General features: G+C 54.6%; 14 protein-coding genes. 9 read left to right on the top strand and 5 right to left on the bottom strand.

From position 1 onward, the window contains the following. The first annotated feature begins 1 nt into the window (after position 1). The 5 genes from ABD971_RS25705 (at position 2) to ABD971_RS25725 (ending at position 8,338) form a co-directional block, all read left to right on the top strand. Positions 2-2,218, top strand: coding sequence for a 3-hydroxyacyl-CoA dehydrogenase NAD-binding domain-containing protein (locus tag ABD971_RS25705; protein ID WP_345326731.1), 2,217 nt, complete (start codon positions 2-4; stop codon positions 2,216-2,218). Between the two features lie 97 nt (positions 2,219-2,315). Next, a complete protein-coding gene (locus tag ABD971_RS25710; RefSeq protein ID WP_345326732.1) occupies positions 2,316-4,313 on the top strand; it encodes an acyl-CoA dehydrogenase family protein in 1,998 nt (665 codons plus the stop codon). Between the two features lie 235 nt (positions 4,314-4,548). After that, positions 4,549-5,496, top strand: coding sequence for a patatin-like phospholipase family protein (locus ABD971_RS25715; protein ID WP_345326733.1), 948 nt, complete (start codon positions 4,549-4,551; stop codon positions 5,494-5,496). A gap of 241 nt (positions 5,497-5,737) precedes the next feature. After that, positions 5,738-6,247, top strand: coding sequence for a hypothetical protein (locus tag ABD971_RS25720; RefSeq protein ID WP_339942247.1), 510 nt, complete (start codon positions 5,738-5,740; stop codon positions 6,245-6,247). A 213-nt stretch (positions 6,248-6,460) separates the two neighbouring features. Beyond that, the gene (locus tag ABD971_RS25725; RefSeq protein WP_339942246.1) at positions 6,461-8,338 is read left to right on the top strand and encodes a DEAD/DEAH box helicase; all 1,878 of its coding nucleotides are present in this window, start codon (positions 6,461-6,463) and stop codon (positions 8,336-8,338) included. Between the two features lie 273 nt (positions 8,339-8,611). Here the strand turns inward: ABD971_RS25725 and ABD971_RS25730 are convergent, their stop codons facing one another. Continuing rightward, positions 8,612-9,064, bottom strand: a complete 453-nt coding sequence (locus ABD971_RS25730; protein WP_339942245.1) for an FKBP-type peptidyl-prolyl cis-trans isomerase — start codon at positions 9,062-9,064, stop codon at positions 8,612-8,614. On the opposite strand from ABD971_RS25730, the gene ABD971_RS25735 reads away from it, so the two are divergent. The 4 genes from ABD971_RS25735 to ABD971_RS25750 are packed head-to-tail and all read left to right on the top strand — an operon-like array spanning position 9,063 to position 12,822. Then, on the top strand, positions 9,063-10,139 hold the full coding sequence (locus tag ABD971_RS25735; protein WP_345326734.1) for an ABC transporter ATP-binding protein: 1,077 nt from the start codon (positions 9,063-9,065) through the stop codon (positions 10,137-10,139). The two genes, ABD971_RS25730 and ABD971_RS25735, sit on opposite strands and share 2 nt — an antisense overlap. Beyond that, positions 10,126-11,118: an ABC transporter permease subunit gene (locus tag ABD971_RS25740; RefSeq protein WP_345326735.1), complete on the top strand. Its 993-nt coding sequence runs from the start codon at positions 10,126-10,128 to the stop codon at positions 11,116-11,118. The genes ABD971_RS25735 and ABD971_RS25740 overlap by 14 nt, the downstream gene beginning before the upstream one ends. Before the next feature lie 7 nt (positions 11,119-11,125). Further along, positions 11,126-12,061 carry an ABC transporter ATP-binding protein gene (locus ABD971_RS25745; protein ID WP_339942242.1) on the top strand — a complete coding sequence of 312 codons (936 nt, stop codon included), beginning with the start codon at positions 11,126-11,128 and terminating at the stop codon, positions 12,059-12,061. Then, on the top strand, positions 12,058-12,822 hold the full coding sequence (locus ABD971_RS25750) for a hypothetical protein (RefSeq protein WP_345326736.1): 765 nt from the start codon (positions 12,058-12,060) through the stop codon (positions 12,820-12,822). Before ABD971_RS25745 ends, ABD971_RS25750 begins: the two co-directional genes overlap by 4 nt. A gap of 147 nt (positions 12,823-12,969) precedes the next feature. Here ABD971_RS25750 and ABD971_RS25755 read toward each other — a convergent pair whose 3' ends face one another. From ABD971_RS25755 to ABD971_RS25770, 4 genes are all read right to left on the bottom strand, one after another. Then, the gene (locus ABD971_RS25755; RefSeq protein WP_339942240.1) at positions 12,970-13,590 is read right to left on the bottom strand and encodes a hypothetical protein; all 621 of its coding nucleotides are present in this window, start codon (positions 13,588-13,590) and stop codon (positions 12,970-12,972) included. 356 nt (positions 13,591-13,946) lie between these two features. Beyond that, on the bottom strand, positions 13,947-14,318 hold the full coding sequence (locus ABD971_RS25760; protein WP_339942239.1) for a response regulator transcription factor: 372 nt from the start codon (positions 14,316-14,318) through the stop codon (positions 13,947-13,949). 361 nt (positions 14,319-14,679) lie between these two features. Beyond that, the gene (locus ABD971_RS25765) at positions 14,680-15,306 is read right to left on the bottom strand and encodes a response regulator transcription factor (RefSeq protein WP_339942238.1); all 627 of its coding nucleotides are present in this window, start codon (positions 15,304-15,306) and stop codon (positions 14,680-14,682) included. Next, positions 15,303-18,479, bottom strand: coding sequence for a two-component regulator propeller domain-containing protein (locus tag ABD971_RS25770; RefSeq protein WP_345326737.1), 3,177 nt, complete (start codon positions 18,477-18,479; stop codon positions 15,303-15,305). Before ABD971_RS25770 ends, ABD971_RS25765 begins: the two co-directional genes overlap by 4 nt. Positions 18,480-18,750: the final 271 nt, after the last annotated feature.

The following is an 18,750-nucleotide window of genomic DNA, read 5'->3' on the forward strand; positions in this document are numbered from 1 at the left end:
TATGAGTATTGATCGTTACAAAGCATTCAGCGTCACGACCGATGTGCGAGGTGTCACCACCGTGTCGCTCGACGTGCCCGATCGTCCCCTGAATATTCTTGATCGTGACGTGATGAGCGAACTCGAAGCGATCGTTCACGATTTGGAACATCGTGGCGATTGCGAGTTAGTCGTATTCCGTAGCGGCAAAGAAAGCGGCTTCTTGGCGGGCGCCGATGTCAAAGCAATCGTGAATATTGAATCGCCCGCCCAGGCGACGCAGTTAATTGATTGCGGACAACAACTGTTTGACCGGATCAATTGGTTACCGATGCCAACACTTGCCGTGATCCACGGTCCCTGTCTAGGCGGCGGATTGGAATGGTCGCTGGCGTGTGATTACCGCATCGCTCGCGACAACAGCAGTACAAAGATCGGGCTGCCTGAAATTAAATTGGGTTTGATTCCCGGTTGGGGCGGTACCCAGCGGCTGCCACGTGTGGTCGGATTGACCAATGCACTGAGCTTGATCTTGCAAGGCAAGCACTTGTCGGCGAGTGAGGCGGCGAAGATCGGATTGATCGACCGTGCAATCGATCCTGAGAATTGGGAAAGCGAAGTTGCTGATTTTATCGTCCAAATTCTCGATGAGGACGTGGTCAGCCAGAGCGGACGCAAGCAGCCGATCATTCAAAAGTGGCTTGAGGCGACGGCCTTGGGACGCTCGCTGATCTTTGCCGCAGCAGAGAAGAAAATCCGCTCCAAGGCGTCCCATTATCCGGCACTCAAATCGGCGATCAAGGCGGTGCGATGCAGCTACGGATTGCGTCCCGATGGCTTTATGGCCGAGCGGAACGAGTTTGTTGATTTGTTGGCCACGCCGACGTGCCGCAATCTGTTGCAGCTTTTCTTTGCTCGTGAATCGGCTCGCGATCTTCGTACCTGGGCATCACCGACCACAGCGGTGCATGAGGAACCGATTCGTAAGATTGGCGTGATCGGCGCCGGCGCGATGGGAGCGGGGATTGGGCAATTGGCTGCCTGTAACGGCTATGACGTGGTCATCAAAGAAATCGACGAAGACGCGGCCCAGGCGGGACGCAAACGCGTCGTTTCGCTGGTCGACAAATTGGCCAAGCACCGCAACCTGTCCGAACGAGATCGTGAGGCGATCCTGGACCGAGTCCATGTCACGACCAGTGACGAACCGATGAACGGCGCCGACTTGGTCGTCGAAGCGGTTGTCGAACGCGCGGAGGTTAAAGACGCGGTCTTTGCCGGACTTGATAAATTGTTAGCGGCCAACGCGATCCTGGCCTCCAATACTTCATCCTTGTCGATCGCTCGCATGGCCGATGCGACCACACGGCCCGATAAAGTCGCGGGACTGCATTTCTTTAATCCCGTCCACAAGATGGAATTGGTCGAAGTGGTGCGAGCCAAACAGACCAGCGACGCGACGATTGCCCGATTGGTCAGCTTTGTTCGCGCGCTCGGAAAAACTCCGATCGTGACCGCCGATGCTCCCGGATTCTTGGTCAACCGCGTGCTGTTCCCCTACTTGGGTGAAGCGGTGATGATGGTCGCCGAAGGACACGATGTCCACCGCATCGACAAACAAGTGCGAGCGTTTGGAATGCCGATGGGGCCGCTGGAATTGTTAGACCAAGTCGGCATCGATGTCGCCTACCATGTGGCAAAATCACTCGACAGTGTGCTCGTCGGCGTCGGCCCCGTGGTCGATCAATTGAAGTTGATGGTCAACGACGAGATGTTGGGCAAGAAGACGGAATGCGGGTTCTACCAATACAAGAAGGGCCGTCGCGATGGAACGGCCGATTTCCCACGAACGAATCCACAATCAGGGCACCGTACGGTGCAACGTGTCCGCGAGGATCACTTCGTTGTCGATGGATTGACGTCCGAACAACGCCGGCTGATTTACCCGATGCTCGCCGAATCGATTCGCTGCAAACAAGCCAACATCGTGGACCAAGCATGGGCGATCGATTTGGCGATGGTACTGGGGACAGGCTTTGCCCCCCACCGCGGTGGACCGCTGCATGTGGTCGATACGATTGGCGAACACATCGTGCACGCCAACTTGGGCTACCTGCAATCGATCTACGGAGATCGCTTCGCCAGCCCGTTGTTGCTCGAAGAGATGGCCGAACAGCATCAGTTGTTCTTTACAGACACGGAATCGGAGGACAACGATCACGCGGTAACCAAGGGGTGATTCCGAATCAGACCGAGCCCAAGGTTTTGGCGTCATTCGCCACTGAAACGATTGCCGCAGCCGTTTACAACATTGTCAATTTTTGAGGAGTAATCCCATGAGCCTCGATATTCATCCTTCGGAACCGACCAAACCAAACTCGTCAGCCGCAAAGTCGGATTCAAAGTCAAACGCAAAGCCGGACGCGGCACAGCCCAAAGCGGACGCCAAACCCAGCAGTGAATCGTTCGCCGAGGTGGCACTCCGACTCGGTGGCGCATCGGTTGACGAATCCAAACGCACCGGATTGATCGATACCGCAGACGATCAAGTCGAGGACTTGTTTGCGGCTCAATACAAAACGACCAACAGCCCGGTTCACCGAGCGGTTTGGGACAAACAGGTTCCCACCGAATTGTTCGAGGTCGATGCGATGTCGCAGAACGAATCGGTATCGTTGGTCGTCGAACAATCACTGAAAATCGTTCGCAAACATCGCGATGGTGGCACGCTGCTGGACGACAAGGGAAAGATTACGGCCAAGGTGTTGGCCGAATTGGGATCGGTCGGCTATTGGGGGCTGTTGGTATCACCGGAGTTCGGCGGATCGGGAGCCACGATGCGTCAGTTTGCCGAAATGATCACACAGATGGCGACAATCGACCCGACGGTAGCGGGGTTGGCGTCGGTTCACGGCTGTATCGGTGCGGTCGATCCGGTGCGGTCCTTTGGAACCGACGAGCAAAAGAAGCGGTTTCTGCCGCAATTGGCCGATGGCCGTCGTTTGTCAGCATTTGCATTGACCGAACCTGGTGCCGGTAGCGATTTGACCGCACTTCGCACCACCGCGGTGCTCGACGGTGATGACTACGTTGTTAACGGCGAGAAGCTGTTTATCACAAATGCGATCCCCGGTCGCACGATTGGATTGGTTTGCAAAATCGATGGCAAACCGAGCGTCTTGGTCGTCGATTTACCGGACGACGAAAACGAACATTTTCGACTAAAACGCTACGGCATTTACGCCCTACGTCGTGCGAACAACAACGGATTGATCTTTCAAGATTTCCGTGTGCCCAAAGATAATTTGCTAGTCCCTTCGCAGGGCGACGGATTGACGATTGCCTATCACGGTTTGAATTTGGGCCGCGTTTCGCTGTGTGCCAACGCTGCCGGTGCGATGCGTTGGATGCTTGCCGAAATGTTGCCTTGGGGAGCCTACCGAGAGACGTATGGTCAATCGATTGACCGTCGGGAATTAGTCCGACGCCGAATCGGACGGCTTGCCGGTTTGATTGTCGCCTGTGACGCGATGACCGCTTGGTGTGCCGATTTGCTTGACCAAGGGTACCGTGGCGAGATGGAATGCATCGTGGCAAAAATTTTCGGCAGCGAGGCCCAAAAGGAAGCTGCGATCGAATTGTTCATGAAAACGCATGGAGGCCGATCATTCTTGGAAGGCCATTTGTTTGGCGATAACGTGCACGAGTTTTTAGCACCCTGTATCTACGAAGGCGAAGGCGAAATGTTAGGCATGGCGTTCTTTAAATCGCTGGTCAAACATCATGGCAAACTCTTCTTTGAACCGATCGGCAGAACCCTTAGTGAACTCGGGACCTCGCAACCCAATCCGCTGAATCCACGTCACGCCTGGGCACTTCGCAAACCGCTGTCGAGCTATGCGAAATGGTGGGTTGGCCACCAAGTCTCGGCGGCGCGTTGGTCACCGCTCCCAATGTCAGATGCAAAGCTGGCGGGGCATACAAAATTCGCACAGCGTTATCTGTCGCAAAGCGGCATGCGAATTAGCACAACGATGCGAACCTTTCAATTAAAGCTTGCCGACCGTCAATGCCGTATGTCCGCGTTGTCGTTGGATATCCAAAACGCGGTCGTGATGTTGGTGACCAGCCTGTATGCCAAAGCCTCCAATGACCCGATCACTCGCGCTGCGGCCGATACCGTGTGCCGCGAACTGCAGTTAAAGATCAGCGGTGGGAAAGCCAGCAATGCCGATTTCCGTCAAGTGACGGATCTCGGTAACCAGATTGCCGAGCAGGGATGGAGCGAACTTGATGGAGTGACATCGGGAGAAATCATGATGCCGTACAAGTAACCGAGAATCTCGAATCAATCAACGTGTTGTCAAATATCCGCAGACGGCTGGATCGTTGGCAAGGCTCATGCCCTCAACTGAATTTAGCAGTGACAAATTTGCAAACGACAAATCAAACGCTGACGAATTCGATTTTGGGAACCGATCGCGATTTTGGGAACAGACAATGCACAGTAGAGGATGACGTGGGAGAGTCACGATAAATGAAAGTCCGAAGAGGTGAAGGAGCTGCAACATGAATCTGGTCGACCTGTTTGGTTTTCGCGCGTCTTCGAGGCCGGAGTCACCAAGGCTGGAACCACAAAATCGTCAGCGACGCGCGGTCATCGCGTTGGGAGGTGGCGGAGCGCGCGGGCTCGCCCATCTTGGTGCAATACAGGTGGTCGGTGAGGCAGGAATTCAAACCGAGCGGTTTGTCGGAGTCAGTATCGGGGCGCTGGTCGGGGCCATGTGTGCTCTCGATTCAGTCACACGCCGCGTGCAGGCTCAGACAATCGAATTTCTGTTCTCGCCGGCCTTTTCTCGAAACCAGCATCTGCTATTTGGGTCCACGGGCTCGCGAATGGAGGATGCCGAATCGGGTGTCATGGCGTGGTACAACCGTGTTCGCTATCTGTATTCGGCTCACCGCCGGATCACGCGAGCGGCGACGCGGGCGTCGTTGATGCCCGAGGCGATTTTGTCCGATGGGATCGAAGCGTTGGTCCCCGACATCGAGTTCTCGGACCTTCCCACACCGCTCAGCATCGTGGCAGCCGACTTGCGGAGCGGCAACCGGATCGTGATCGAAAATGGCCCGCTGCGAAAAGCAATCCAAGCTTCGATGGCGATCCCCGGCATCTTTCCTCCCGTCCAATGGGACGGCATGCAGCTGTGTGACATCGGAGTCGTCGATGCGTTGCCATCGATGATCGCCAAGTCGTGTGCCAACGATTTGACCATCGCCGTCGATGTCGGCCAATCGCACTCGCATGTCGACGATTGCAGCACCGCGCTCGATGTGATCATGCGGATGCAGGATATTGGCGAGTGTATGATGCGTCGTGAGAAAGCGGATTTGGCCGATCTCGTCATTCGCCCCGATTTGCATGGCGTCGATTGGTTCGACTTTAGCCATCCCGAACGCATCATTGACGCGGGGCGTGAGGCAGCGCGACGACGAATCGCAGCCCTTGTGACCTAGTCCAGTTATTGCCAACGCGGTGAAGTGTTTTTTCTTGTACCGTTGGTGCTAATTAAGCGTAGCGGAAGTCGCGGGTGACTTTCGACTACGCGGCGTGAACCGACACGCAGCGCCGCGCGTTTGTTTGCTAGACTACGTATCCCATTGCGCTGCGATAACCTTTTCGCTGCGATGACCTTTTCGCTGTTCGCTGGATATGGCAACAGACACGTAGGCGGCTCTGATTGACGAGACACTGTGAATGACCGCGATCCCTCCGCAACCCCACGACAATCCATTTGCACAGCCAACGTCAAATCCGCCGCCTCCTCGGCCCAGCAGCGAGGACATCGATCAACTGCGATTGCTTTCGATCTTTCACTATGTTGCCGGCGGGATCCTCGCATTGATATCGCTGTTTCCGATCATCCATGTGGTGATCGGAATCGCGATCGTCTCGGGAGCGCTGGATGACGCGAACGCAAATGGGTCTCCTTCCCCCGCAATTTTTGGCTGGTTTTTCATCTTGTTTCCGGCGTTGATGATCGGCATGGGGATGGCGATGGCGTGCTGCGTGATCGTGGCGGGACGCAAACTCGGATCGTATCAGGGCTATACCTACTGTCTGGTGATCGCCGGGGTAGAGTGCATGTTCATGCCGTTTGGAACCGTATTGGGGGTACTCACCATCCTCGTTTTGATGCGTCCAAGTGTCAAAGCCTTGTTTGGCTACTCGGCCTCATCGGCGAGCGTTGGGGGTGGGCAAAGTTAGAAAAGCGAAAGATTTGCGTTAATTTGCAAGGGGGCATTCGGCAACCGTACAGCCGATGCAGTACGCATGATGGTAACGCAAAGCGGTGGTTTTAGGAGCAAAATTGGCTGCGATTGCGTTCCTTTGAGTTGTGTAAAACAGGAGCTACGCTTACAGTCAAGAGGGCGCCAGAGCACTTTCGGCGCAGACATCTTTCGATATGTGAAGCCCTTTATGAATCAGCTGGAAAGCAGCCCCGCCGAAGTGAAAACCCCCACGTTTGCCGAATTACCGCTTGCGGACAAAGTCCAAGAAGCGATTGTGAAGTCTGGGTACGAAACGCCATCCGAGATCCAAGCCGCCGTCATCCCCCATCTGCTTGAGGGACGCGATGTCATCGGCCAGGCTCAAACGGGAACCGGAAAGACCGCCGCATTCGCGTTGCCGGTCCTCTCGCGAATCGATCCTGCCAAAAAAGCCGTCCAAGTCCTCGTGCTCGCACCAACGCGCGAGCTGGCGATTCAAGTTGCCAAATCATTCTCGACCTACGGATCCTGCATGGACGGTTTCTCCGTTTGTGCAATCTATGGTGGCCAAGATTACGAACCCCAATTGCGAGCCCTTCGCCGCGGCGTGCAAGTCGTCGTCGGTACCCCAGGCCGCGTGATCGACCATATCAAGCGTGGTTCGCTCGAAGTCGGGTCGCTCGATTGTTTGGTGCTCGACGAAGCGGACGAAATGCTCAACATGGGCTTTTTGGAAGACGTTCAATTCGTGTTGGATCAAACTCCCGATACGACACAGATCGCGCTGTTCTCAGCGACCCTTCCTGATCCGATTCGCCGGATTGCTCAAAAGCACCTGAAGAATCCGGAAACTATCCAAATCAAGCACAAAACGATGACGGGGGCGAACATCCGCCAACGTTGTCTGTACGTGACCCCACGCGACAAGACCGACTTGTTGATGCGATTGCTGGAATCGGAAGATACCGATGGCGTGATCGTGTTCACCAAAACCAAAGAAGCGACCACAACGCTGGCTGACAAATTGGTTCGCTGGGGACATACCGCATCGGCGCTCAATGGTGACATGCCACAGGCACTGCGTGAGCGAACAGTGGAAAAGCTGAAGTCGGGCCATTTGGACATCATTGTCGCAACCGACGTCGCCGCGCGTGGTTTGGACGTGCCGCGAATCAGTCACGTGATCAACTTTGACCCGCCGCACGACAGCGAGTCGTACGTGCACCGAATCGGCCGCACCGGGCGCGCCGGACGAAGCGGCGAAGCGATTATCTTGTTGTCACACTCCCAACGAGGACGCTTGCGTTCGATCGAACGCGTCACGCGTCAATCGATCGAGATCGTCGATCCGCCATCCACCGCCGACATCAACCGCAAACGCGTCGATAATTTCAATCAACGCATTACCGAAACGATCGCAACTCGCGATATGACGTTTTTCAAACAGATGATCGCGGACTTTGCCGAGAAATCGGGCCAACCCGTCGAGATGATCGCCGCCGCGCTTGCGGATATGGCTCAGAACGGTCGTCCCCTCTTGCTCAAAGACGTACCGAAATCCAAAAAGCCTCGAGAGAACGGTTACGACGATTCGCGACCTTCCAAACGGGAACGATTCAATCGATCCGACGATGGACCACCGCAACGACGGGGTGGACGTCGCACCGGCGGTGCACCGCGTGACGGAATGCAGCGTTTCCGTGTCGATGTGGGACGTGCCGATGGCGTCAAGCCAGGTAACTTGGTTGGCGCGATCGCCAACGAAGCGGGAATCAACGGCGAATTCATTGGCCCGATTGATATCCAGCACAACTACACCACCGTGGATCTACCCGCGGGAATGCCTAACGAGATTTTCCAAACGCTTCGCAATACCTGGGTTGCTGGAAAACAACTCAACATTAGCGTTGCCGACGAACGTAGCACCAATCGTTACGCCGATACCGACAGCGGTCGGCCAGCGGGCAAACGATTTGGGCTGAAAGACAAGAAGTTCAAATCAGGCGGCAAAGCAGGCAAAGCGAACATGGCCGGCAAAAAGCCTGGCAAGAAAAAGCACTTCAAGAAGCCGGCTCACGCCAAGTAGTCAAGCAAAGCTTAGCAAGACATCCACATTTTAAAGGCACGCTCTCGGGCGTGCCTTTTTCGTTGCCCCCTCACAACAACTCTCTAACAAAACTCATCGACACGCAAACACGCTTCGTGAGCCGAGGGCCGTTAAGGCCATGCCATCTACTTTGACACTAACCGGGTAGTGCGTGGGCCCCGGCCGCTGACGCGTCACGGCTCACTAAATCAACAAACCGACAAACGTTCCGAAGCGGCAGGAATTTCGACCATGCTCGATTGAATCTGCTCGCTACTGGATCTCGTGAAGCTCGACTTTAAAGTGCAGCGTCGCATACGGCGGAATGCTGCCGGGGCTTCCCTGAGCCCCATAGCCGAGCTGGTAAGGAATCTCTAGCTCGATCATGCCTCCCTCGCCCACCAATTGCAGTCCTTCGGTCCAACCCGGAACGACTTCGTTTAGACCGAACGTGGCGGGTTGGCGTCGAGCGTACGAGCTATCGAACTCGGTCCCGTTGTCGAGCCAGCCGGTGTAGTCCACCGTCACACGGTCGGTCGCCGATGGTTTCGGGCCATCACTTTTTCGCAAGATGCGATACTTCAATCCCGATTCGGTCTCGGTGAATTCAGTCGGCGCATCGGCATCGACTTTACTCAGCCCCACCTCGGGTTGGCTCCCACATCCGTAGACGAAAATCAGTCCACTTACAAAAAACAGAGTGGCGATTGTAGAAAATATTTTCATGCGTTTGTTCCTTGATGATGGAATCAAGCGACGGGTTGCCGAACCATCGCGACATTACAACCGTTACAATACACGCTTGTTTCATCAACCACTACGTGGGAGCGGAATTATTGACGCGGTCGTACAAGTCGAAGGCGTAACCAAACTCTATCGAGGTGTGCCTGCGCTGCGCGACGTTTCGCTGACCGTGGCATCAGGCATTACGGGGTTGTTGGGACCGAACGGTTCGGGCAAAAGCACGTTGATCAAAGCGCTTTTGGGACTCGTGAAAACGCAATCTGGATCGGGACAAGTGTTGGGGCACGCGTGGCCTGGCGACGTGCGACGCATCCGTGACTCGGTAGGCTATCTGCCCGAAGACGATTGTTACATCACCGGATTGGTTGGTGTCGAATCGGTGGCGTTGATGGCTCGCTTGTCAGGGCTGTCGGGCACCGAAGCGTTGCGGCGGGCTCATGAGATGATGGATTTCTGCGACTTTGGCGAAGAGCGGTACCGCGAGATCCAGTCGTATTCGACCGGCATGCGTCAAAAACTAAAGTTTGCTCAGGCGCTCGTGCATGACCCGCCGCTGATGATTTTGGATGAACCGACGACCGGTTTGGATCCCGATCAGCGAGCGTCGATGTTAAATCGAATTCGCACGTTGGCGCTGCGGCACGGCAAATCGGTGATCTTGTCGACTCACATCTTGCCCGACGTGCGTGCGGTTTGCGACAACGTCATTATCCTGGTGGGTGGCACCGTCCGTGTTGTCGATTCGCTTGAAACCCTCAGCCGGCCAAGCTCGCCGACACTTCATGTAACAACCTTGGGCGATCCGGCGGCATTGATCGCCAAGGCCACCGATGCGGGATATCGTGTTTTGCAAAACGAGGATGGTTCGTTACGAATCGAGGGGATCGAAGCGACGGACACGGCACGACTTTGGGACTGGGCGGCAGAGACACAAACGTCGATTCGCCGCATGCAGCCCGCCCTCAATTCGCTCGACAAGATCTTTATGGACGTGGCAAAAGGCCGAGACTCGTTGCCATCTGATACACCGCTGGAGTCGTTCAGTGCCGGTCAATGATCTTGGGTATCGCGGCTGGAACGGCCGACGTGTTGCACGGATCCTGCGGCCCATCGTGGTTGCCCGCAGCGGCATCTCGCTGATTTGGCGTCGCAAGTGGTTGCGAATGATGTTGGTGTTCGCATGGTTGCCAGTGATGCTTCCCGCGTTTGGCATCTTTGCCTTTGAATATTCGTCGACCAGTCCCGAGATGAAGCAGTTTGTCTTTACCTTGCTACGAGGGCCGCTGCAACAACCGGAACTAGCCACGCTGGTGATCTCGGATCCCGATGCGGCGAGGCATGAAGTTTGGTCGACGCTAATCTTGGCGTTCTTTCGCTACCCGCAATTGTTCGCCATGGTGTTGTTGATCGGGCTGATCGCGCCAATGTTGGTCTCGTATGACTTGAGAACCAAAGCCTATCTGCTTTATTTCTCGCGGCCGCTTTCACCGACCGAATACATTATTGGAAAATCGGCAGTGATTTGGTTTTTGCTTTCCATGATCGTCACTGTTCCAGCCTTCATGCTGTATTGTGTTGGCGTGTTGTTGTCGCCCGATTTGTCGGTGGTTTCGCAAACGTGGGACATTCCGCTGCGTATCATCGCGGCGTCGGGGGTGTTGATGATTCCGACCACGGCGCTTGCGGTGGGCTATTCGTCACTGACAAGTGAAAGTCGTTACGCCACCTTTGCTTGGTTCGCAACCTGGGCGATGGGGTTTGTGGCTTATCAAATACTGACCTATTCGGCGATGGTCGGTCAACGTCCACCGCGATCGCTGCGACGTGGACGGATCGATTACGAGGCGTTGGGAATCGATGTGGACCGATGGCGGCTGTTGTCGCCGTATCATACGTTGGGCAAAGTCGAAGCATGGGTGTTTGATCTTGATCCGACATCGGCTAGTGTCGTCCCCTCGATGGTCATGCTCGTTTCGATTACCGTCATCGGATTCTGGGTGGTTCGCCGTCGTTTGATCTCGAGGTTAAGTGTTTAATGAAGCGATGATCGAACTTAACAACACCACAAAATTGTATGGCCATGTCATCGGTGTCAACGACTTGACCCTGACACTTCCAACCGGAGCATACGGTTTGGTGGGCCCTAATGGCTCTGGAAAAACGACGCTGATCAATTTATTGATTGGGCATCTACGGCCAACGCTCGGAAGTCTTTCCGTATTTGGAAAGGATCCATTTCAGCATCGGGAAATGCTTTCGCGCATTGGATTATGCCCAGCGACAGACATCTTGTACCCCAATATTTCCGCAAGATCTTGGGTGACGTATCTGGTTCGCTTGCACGGCTATTCACGCAGCGAGAGCGAATCGATGGCCGAGGCGGCATTGGAATTGGTGGGCATGTCCTCCGCCATGGATCGCCCGATTGGCACCTATTCGTTGGGGATGCGGCAACGTACGAAAATTGCCCAAGCGATTGCCCATCATCCTGATTTGTTGATCTTGGATGAACCTTACAATGGGTTGGACCCGGTCGGCCGCGACGACATGACGACGCTACTGAAGCAGTGGACTCGGCAGGGCAAAGGACTGCTGTTCGCCAGCCATGTGTTGCAAGAGATCGAGGCGGTGACGTCGTCGTTTTTGTTGATTTTCGGAGGCCGATTGCTAGCCTCGGGAACCGCCGACGAAATCGAGTCGATGCTATCGGACACACCCCAGGAAGTCCGCGTGATTGGGCGAGATGCGCCGCAATTGATTCACCACTTGGTGGACATGCCTTGGGTAAATTCGTTGCAGTTGACTCATCAACGAAACGAATTGCGAATTGCACTGCGGGACCCAAGTCAGTTTTACGAGCTTATCGCTGGCTGGATTGCAGCGGATGGACTGCAAATCGATCAATTACAGACCGCCGACGGCAACTTGGCCGCCTTGTTCGCGTCGTTATTGAAACATCACCGCGGAGAATCAGCATGATCGCGACATTGCCACTGGACGTGATGCGGTTCGAACTCGGTCGATCGTTGACGATTGGCCGCATTGCGATGTGGTTTCTATTGGTCGCGTTTCCCGTCGCCTTGATTGCCACGCTGCGCTCGGTCGAGCCGATCGATCCCATCGAACCGTGGGGGATCACGCTCTACTTCCTCGTTCCGGAAGTCGTCTGTTTACTAGGACTATTATTGTGGGCCACACCCGCGATCAGTACCGAACTGGAAGGCCAAGCATGGATCTACTTGGCGATGCGGCGGTCGGGACGTTCCATGGTATTGCTGGGAAAATATTTGACCGCAGTGGTATGGACTCTGTCGGCTGCAATCACCGCGATCACGCTGTCTGTATTGATCATCGGACCGGCCGCAGGATTTCAAATGTGGTGGGTGATGTGTGTTTTGGCGGTGCTATCGTGCTTTGCGCATGCCGCCCTGTACATCTTGATCGGAGTGATCTTTTACAAACGCACGATGGTCAGCGCCGTCTTTTACACCTTGGCAATTGAGTACGGTGTTTCGTTTGTGCCGGCGCTGATCAACAAATTTACGATTAACTATCGACTGCGTGGTTTATTGGCTCAGTGGATGGGGTGGGAAGAAGCTCGCAGTCGTGCCGAAAATGTGTTCGGGGCCGAACCAGCGGAAACGCATCTGTTGGTGCTATTCGCCTTTACAATCACATTATTGGCCGTGGCAATTTACAAAGTGACTCGGACCGAGTACCCCACGCAGCAAGAGGATTAACGACAGTCCCTCCCCATCTAGCCTTGATGTTGACCGCGGGCCTGCGGGCAGATACCGGTTCCCCGCCAAGACCATCTCCCGATACGTCGTTGCCGTGACCGTAAGACCACGGCAGCGGACGTGAACCTCCAACAGATCCTGCCTCGTCTACTTAACGGCAAAACTGCCTTCGTAGGCTAGGCTCTTGATAAAGTGCTCACATCCAATGAACGTCACCGTTGGCATGTGCTCCTTCATATCTTTTTTACCCAGCGTTTTCATCATCGAGTCACAGGCCTTTTGGATCTGGCCATAGCTAGCCGACATAGAACCACTGTCGTCAGGCGTTCGATCGTGGAAAAGATGATCCAACGCTTGACGATCGCTTGTGAAATCGGAATCACGCAACAAGCCTGGCCAATGAATCACATTAGTGGACCGATCAAACTGGGCGTTGGACAATCGTCCTGGTTCCGCCGACTTGCCGAACGCCTCCAATTCCTGCTCCGTCGGAGGCGCCTCGCGATGCGCGGCGACGTATCGGTCACGTGCCTCGCGGTTGGCATAGTAGCTGTTCACTGCGTAATTATGGTTTTCCTGTACCATATGTGCTGTTTCCGCATAGGTATTGGCGGCTTGGGCAGTGTCCTCGCGTGCTTCGCCAATCCCACTGGCTAACCCGCCCGAGAAACCTCGTGATTGGTATCCCGAACCATACCCATAATTGGTGCCATAACCGTAGCCACCCGCCGGGTGATAGTAATGATGATGAATCTCGGGCGAGTTCATCCGATTGCCTCTCTCTCCTTCTCTTGCCGGCCCACGTTCGGATCCATTTGCATTTGGACGATCGCGTAAATTGGGACGCTCTCCGGCATTTGGACGCTCGCGTTGATTCGGCCGTTCATTGTTCGGTTCTTGGGCCAGAACCGTGGAGATGACTAAAGCCCCACTTAGTGCCAAGATCGATGTAAGAAGTTTCATAACTGTCCCCTTGATGCGTGGTTTCCGATATCAACCCAGCACTCCAGTAGTGGATACTCGCCGTAGCGTGAACTTCGGTACGCGGGCTGACCCATTTCTTGAAGTGTATCAATCAATGATTGACTTTGACCATCAAAGTCCTGGAAAGGCAAATGGTTACGTCATTCGCTATGACGGAACGTCGTTTCAATGACATCGAGTAGTTGCTCGTTGTCGAGTGGTTTTTGCAAGAAGGCTAACGCCCCCATTGCAATTGCTTGACCCCGCGTTGAATCATCTTCAAACGCGGTAACAAAAACGATTGGGATGTGTTTGCCGAGATCGTGCAAATGCTGTTGTAGCTGCAGTCCGCTGAGGCCCAGCAGATGGACATCCAGGATCAAGCAATCGATTGGATCGATTGCGAATTCTAAGAAAGCTTCAGCGGATTCATACGCCAGCACCATGTATCCTGCGGATCTGCACAGTCGGTCCAACGCTCGACGCACCGATGCGTCATCATCCACAATCGAAATTCGGAGGGGCTCGTCCATGCGTGTATTTTTGTTCTAGCATGCGTACGTTTGTATTCAGGATCACCAGCGTGTTAATCGTTCTCTGATACTCACCATAGAGGGCAAGGGGTTGAAGAGAAATTAGACTTTAGTGTTATTGGCGGCGGTCGCGCGGGTGTCTCCCCATCTACTTTGGTCGCGTCCAATGCCATCTAGGTTAGCTAGCGTCCGCAACACAAGCTGCCCGGTTGCAGCGAGTTAAACGTTCGAAATCTACCGGGCGGCTCGCGCCGCACCGCTATAGAAACCACCCGGTTAGGACGAAAGCAGATGGTATTAGGCGTTTCACCCCCGCATTTTGTTTTCCAGTGAGGAGTGTCGTGAGATCGGCGGCGTGCGATCAATCTTCCGCTGGTGCGATACCGGCGTGTTCGCAAAGCCGCACCAATTCCGCAACCGAATCGACTTCAGTTTTCACCATCGCGCGACCCCGATGGACTTTGACGGTGTTTTCGGTGATCCCCAACCGTCTGGCAATTTGTTTATTCAACAGCCCACAGATCACGAGCATGATGACATCGTTTTCTCGTTTCGAAAGTGAATCGAATCGCTCGCGGAATTCACGCCGTTGGGCAAACTCGGTTCGATCGTGTGCGTTGCGATCAATCGCGTGCTGCACGGTATCGATCAGTTTTTGATCATCGACCGGTTTGGGCAGGAAGTCGATCGCGCCGGCCTGGATGGCTTGGACGGTCATTGGGATGTCGCCTTCGCCGGTAATGAACACAATCGGCAGATCAAAATCGCTGGCCACTAACTGCTGCTGAAGCTGAATGCCGCTGAGCCCCGGCATATAGACGTCCAAGATCAGGCAACCTGCCTGATCCGGTCGCGGGTAGTGCAAGAATTCGTCGGCGTTTTCAAAGGTAAGGACTTGCAAATCAAGCGACTTAAACATTCGTGTCATCGCTTTACGGATCGATGCATCGTCGTCAATAACGTACACAGTGGCGTTGGGGTCGCTCATGACGCAATCTCCTGAGGCGTAGGCAATACAAATCGAAAAGTCATCCCGTGATCACTATTTTTCTCGGCCCAGATCCGTCCACCGTGTGCCTGGATGATAGTACGATTGATGGCAAGCCCCATCCCTGTGCCATCAGGCTTGGTGGTGTAGAACGGTTCGAACAATCGATCGACTCGCCCCTCGGCGAAGCCTTTGCCATGATCCTTGACCGCAAGTTCGACCGCATCGTCGCCGGCCGTGATGCTGACCGTCAGCCGATCGGAATCGGATGCCAACGGGTCGATCGCTTGAGCCGCGTTGATCAACAAGTTAAGGATGACTTGTTGCAGTTCAACCGAATCGCCATAAATCGCCGGAAGATGGTTTGCAAATTGGGTATCGATGACTAATCCTCGTCGACAGATCTCTGGTTCAACCAATCGAATCGCCTCACGTGCCACCTCGTCTAAGTGCAACAGGACGCAAGGGCAGTGTTCTTTTTTCACTAGCGAACGCACGCGATCGATGATATCAGCGGCACGATTACCATCGCTGGAGATATCGATCAAAGCCTCGCGAACTTCATTGACATCCGGTTGCTCGCGGTCGAGCAGCCGCTGGGCCGTTTGTGCATTGCTGACGATCGCGAAAAGTGGCTGCTTCACTTCGTGTGCTATCGACGTGGTCAACTCTCCCATGCTTGCCGCGCGAGAGACGCGAGCAAGCTGCAGGAAATTCGTCTGGGACTGCTCTTCCGCTCGCTTTCGTTCATTGATTTCACGCCGCAACGCGACGTTAATTTTGTGGGTTGCCTGTATCCGATGCCGAACGTAACCGACCACCACGGCAATCGTCGCCAGCAGACCGGCGACTCGCACCCAGCTGATTTCCCACCAGCGAGGAATCACCATTAATCCCACCGTCGCTCCGGCTTCGCTCCAGACGCTTTGTCCATTGTCCGCAGTGACTCGGAAGACGTATTCGCCCGGGGGCAATTCGGTATAACTGGCGGATCGTTGACCGCCAGCATCGATCCATTCATCATCGAATCCGTCCAGCCGGTAGCGAAAAACCGCCTGCTCCGAGGCGGTAAACGTATTCGCAGTAAAATGAAAGTCGACGTGCCTTGATCCCGATTGTATCTCGAGCACCGAGCTGGGAAGTCGTGACTTGCCGTTAACCTGAACATCTTCAATGTGGACGATCGGGGCAAGCGGTTGCTGATAAGGTCCGTTCGCCGGTACGATCACAGTACCACCGGTGGTCACAAACCAGATGGATCCGTCCTTTCGCTGCGCAACATTGGGACGGTAGTTGCGTTCGATGCGAGGTTGGTCCAATCCACTACTAATCGGATGCACTCGAACCTGGAGTCGTGTTTCGATGCCAGCGTCGATTTCCTCGAGTGCCTGCACCGACACGGATGACAGACCATGGGGTCCTCCAAGCCACAAACACCCCTGTTTGTCCTCGGCGATCGCATGAATGCAATCCTCGTACAATCCCTGGGCGCTGGTCCAATTGGAAAAACGACCCGCTGCATAGCGACACAATCCGCCGCCACTGGTCCCGATCCAAAGATTACCTTGATCGTTCTCGCAGCATGCCGTATAGCTGATCGTCGACAGCTCGTCGAGCACAACGTCGCGGACTCGCTGCAGCTTGCCGTCGATCCAGCGGTACAATCCACGATTGGATCCAATCCAAAGCTGTCCACTGGCATCTTCATGAAACCAGTTGACATCGGCATCACTAAATTCCGCGACGCGAGTGAAAGTGCCGTCCTGCATTCGTTGCAAACCGCCTTCCCAAAAACCGATCCACACCACATCGTTGTGGTCAACGTAGACGTTACGAATCCAATCTCGTCCCAGTCCGTCATCGGTTGTAAACGTGGTCCACCGATCCTGGTCACGACAAACCAACCCCTTGTTCGTACCGATCCATAACCGACCCTCCGATCCAAGGGCCAGTCCCGTTACCAGATTTGTCGGCAGCCCCTGATCGGTGCCGAAATTTACAAAAACTCCGTCGTCTAAACGATGCAGTCCCGTTCGACGATCTTTCGATCCAGGATTGCCACTGCCGAACCAGAGATCCCCCGCAGCGTCTTCGACGACGCATCGCATCATGACTCGTTGATCGAGTTTGAGCTTGGCAAGTTCCGGATTGCGGATGCTGCGAAGACCGCGTTGACCGCCGCCAAACCAAAGATTTCCTTCACGGTCCTCGGCAAGACAAACCACCGGCCGGTTTCCGATGGAAAGCTTCGTGGCCTTGTCGTGAACAAGACGGTAACAACCGGCGGCAAAAGTGCTAATCCATAACTGCTGGCTGCGGTCTTGATATAGCCGCAAGTAATTTGAGGCTTTTGGACCGAGCGCCGCAGCGTGGTCTTGAAATTTTCCGTTCTGATAACGGAACAAGGAACGACCTAGCGTGCCAATCCACAACCCACCCTGGTGATCCGAACAAAGTGCCGTGATCGAGTCGGCGGACGGCACGTCGGGAAATCCGTCGGCCTGCGTGAACCGGTAAAAGCCATCATCGTCACGGCGATACAGTCCGGGTTTGGGCTGAATCGTTGTTGCCGCCAGTTGGTCTGGTCGAGACTGCATCCAAATCGCCGCGCCCAGCCACAGCGTTCCATTTTCATCTTCACAAATGGCTCGTACATTCAGTGGAGCATCGGGCCGACAAATGCACTGGGCGTCGACGACGGTCCATGTTTCCGCCTCCGTTCCGATCCAAAGTGTGCCCTCACGATCCTCAAACAAACACTGAATCGGATGTCCTAGCAATTCGTCAGAACGCTGGAACACAGGTGGTTGGCCAAGTCGGCAATGAATCAGCCCGCCACGCTCAGTGCCGATCCAAAACGCGGAATCTCGACTCCGACAAAGCTTGCTGATTTGATTCGTGACAAACACCGGCGTGTTGGCACGATTAAAGATCGTAAAATGCAATCCATCAAACCGTGCCAATCCGCGCACTGTCGCCAGCCACAGATAACCATCGGACGTTTGGATGATGTCGACCACTTGGTCCGAGGGCAGCCCGTCCTGCATTGTCCAGTGACGAGACACGTATTGATCCAGCGATAGCCCAGGATTGAGCTGTAGCGTTTGTGATTGCGAAGAAAGTTTTCGATCCGCGGAGTGACCTTCGCCGCGGCCGATTGCAACCGCATGCATCAGCAAAGCTGATGCAATCCAGACTCTCGCATTTCTGATGAAGGGGACATCACCCCAGCGACGATTCACAAAAGTTTCGCAATCTGGCCTGACACGTTTCGAACGGAAAACGATGATCAGATACCAGCAGAGGATTAAGAAAAGAGTTCGCGGTGTCCTACGAAAGTGTAGTCGTTCGCGAACGAAAAGGACTGCCTATCTGAAGCGTTCATGCTAAAGTTATTTTTAATCGTAGCGCCACGCGGCATTTTGGCCAGGGGCGTTTTCGTAA

This window comes from Novipirellula rosea, from assembly GCF_039541335.1.
GTDB lineage: Bacteria > Planctomycetota > Planctomycetia > Pirellulales > Pirellulaceae > Novipirellula > Novipirellula rosea.

Excerpts from the sequence above, each read along its gene's own strand:
- ABD971_RS25705 (WP_345326731.1), top strand. The coding sequence starts at position 2 with ATGAGTATTGATCGTTACAAAGCATTCAGCGTCACGACCGATGTGCGA.
- ABD971_RS25710 (WP_345326732.1), top strand. The coding sequence starts at position 2,316 with ATGAGCCTCGATATTCATCCTTCGGAACCGACCAAACCAAACTCGTCA.
- ABD971_RS25715 (WP_345326733.1), top strand. The coding sequence starts at position 4,549 with ATGAATCTGGTCGACCTGTTTGGTTTTCGCGCGTCTTCGAGGCCGGAG.
- ABD971_RS25720 (WP_339942247.1), top strand. The coding sequence starts at position 5,738 with ATGACCGCGATCCCTCCGCAACCCCACGACAATCCATTTGCACAGCCA.
- ABD971_RS25725 (WP_339942246.1), top strand. The coding sequence starts at position 6,461 with ATGAATCAGCTGGAAAGCAGCCCCGCCGAAGTGAAAACCCCCACGTTT.
- ABD971_RS25735 (WP_345326734.1), top strand. The coding sequence starts at position 9,063 with ATGCGTTTGTTCCTTGATGATGGAATCAAGCGACGGGTTGCCGAACCA.
- ABD971_RS25730 (WP_339942245.1), bottom strand. The coding sequence starts at position 9,064 with ATGAAAATATTTTCTACAATCGCCACTCTGTTTTTTGTAAGTGGACTG.
- ABD971_RS25745 (WP_339942242.1), top strand. The coding sequence starts at position 11,126 with ATGATCGAACTTAACAACACCACAAAATTGTATGGCCATGTCATCGGT.
- ABD971_RS25750 (WP_345326736.1), top strand. The coding sequence starts at position 12,058 with ATGATCGCGACATTGCCACTGGACGTGATGCGGTTCGAACTCGGTCGA.
- ABD971_RS25755 (WP_339942240.1), bottom strand. The coding sequence starts at position 13,590 with ATGAACTCGCCCGAGATTCATCATCATTACTATCACCCGGCGGGTGGC.
- ABD971_RS25760 (WP_339942239.1), bottom strand. The coding sequence starts at position 14,318 with ATGGACGAGCCCCTCCGAATTTCGATTGTGGATGATGACGCATCGGTG.
- ABD971_RS25765 (WP_339942238.1), bottom strand. The coding sequence starts at position 15,306 with ATGAGCGACCCCAACGCCACTGTGTACGTTATTGACGACGATGCATCG.
- ABD971_RS25770 (WP_345326737.1), bottom strand. The coding sequence starts at position 18,479 with ATGCATGCGGTTGCAATCGGCCGCGGCGAAGGTCACTCCGCGGATCGA.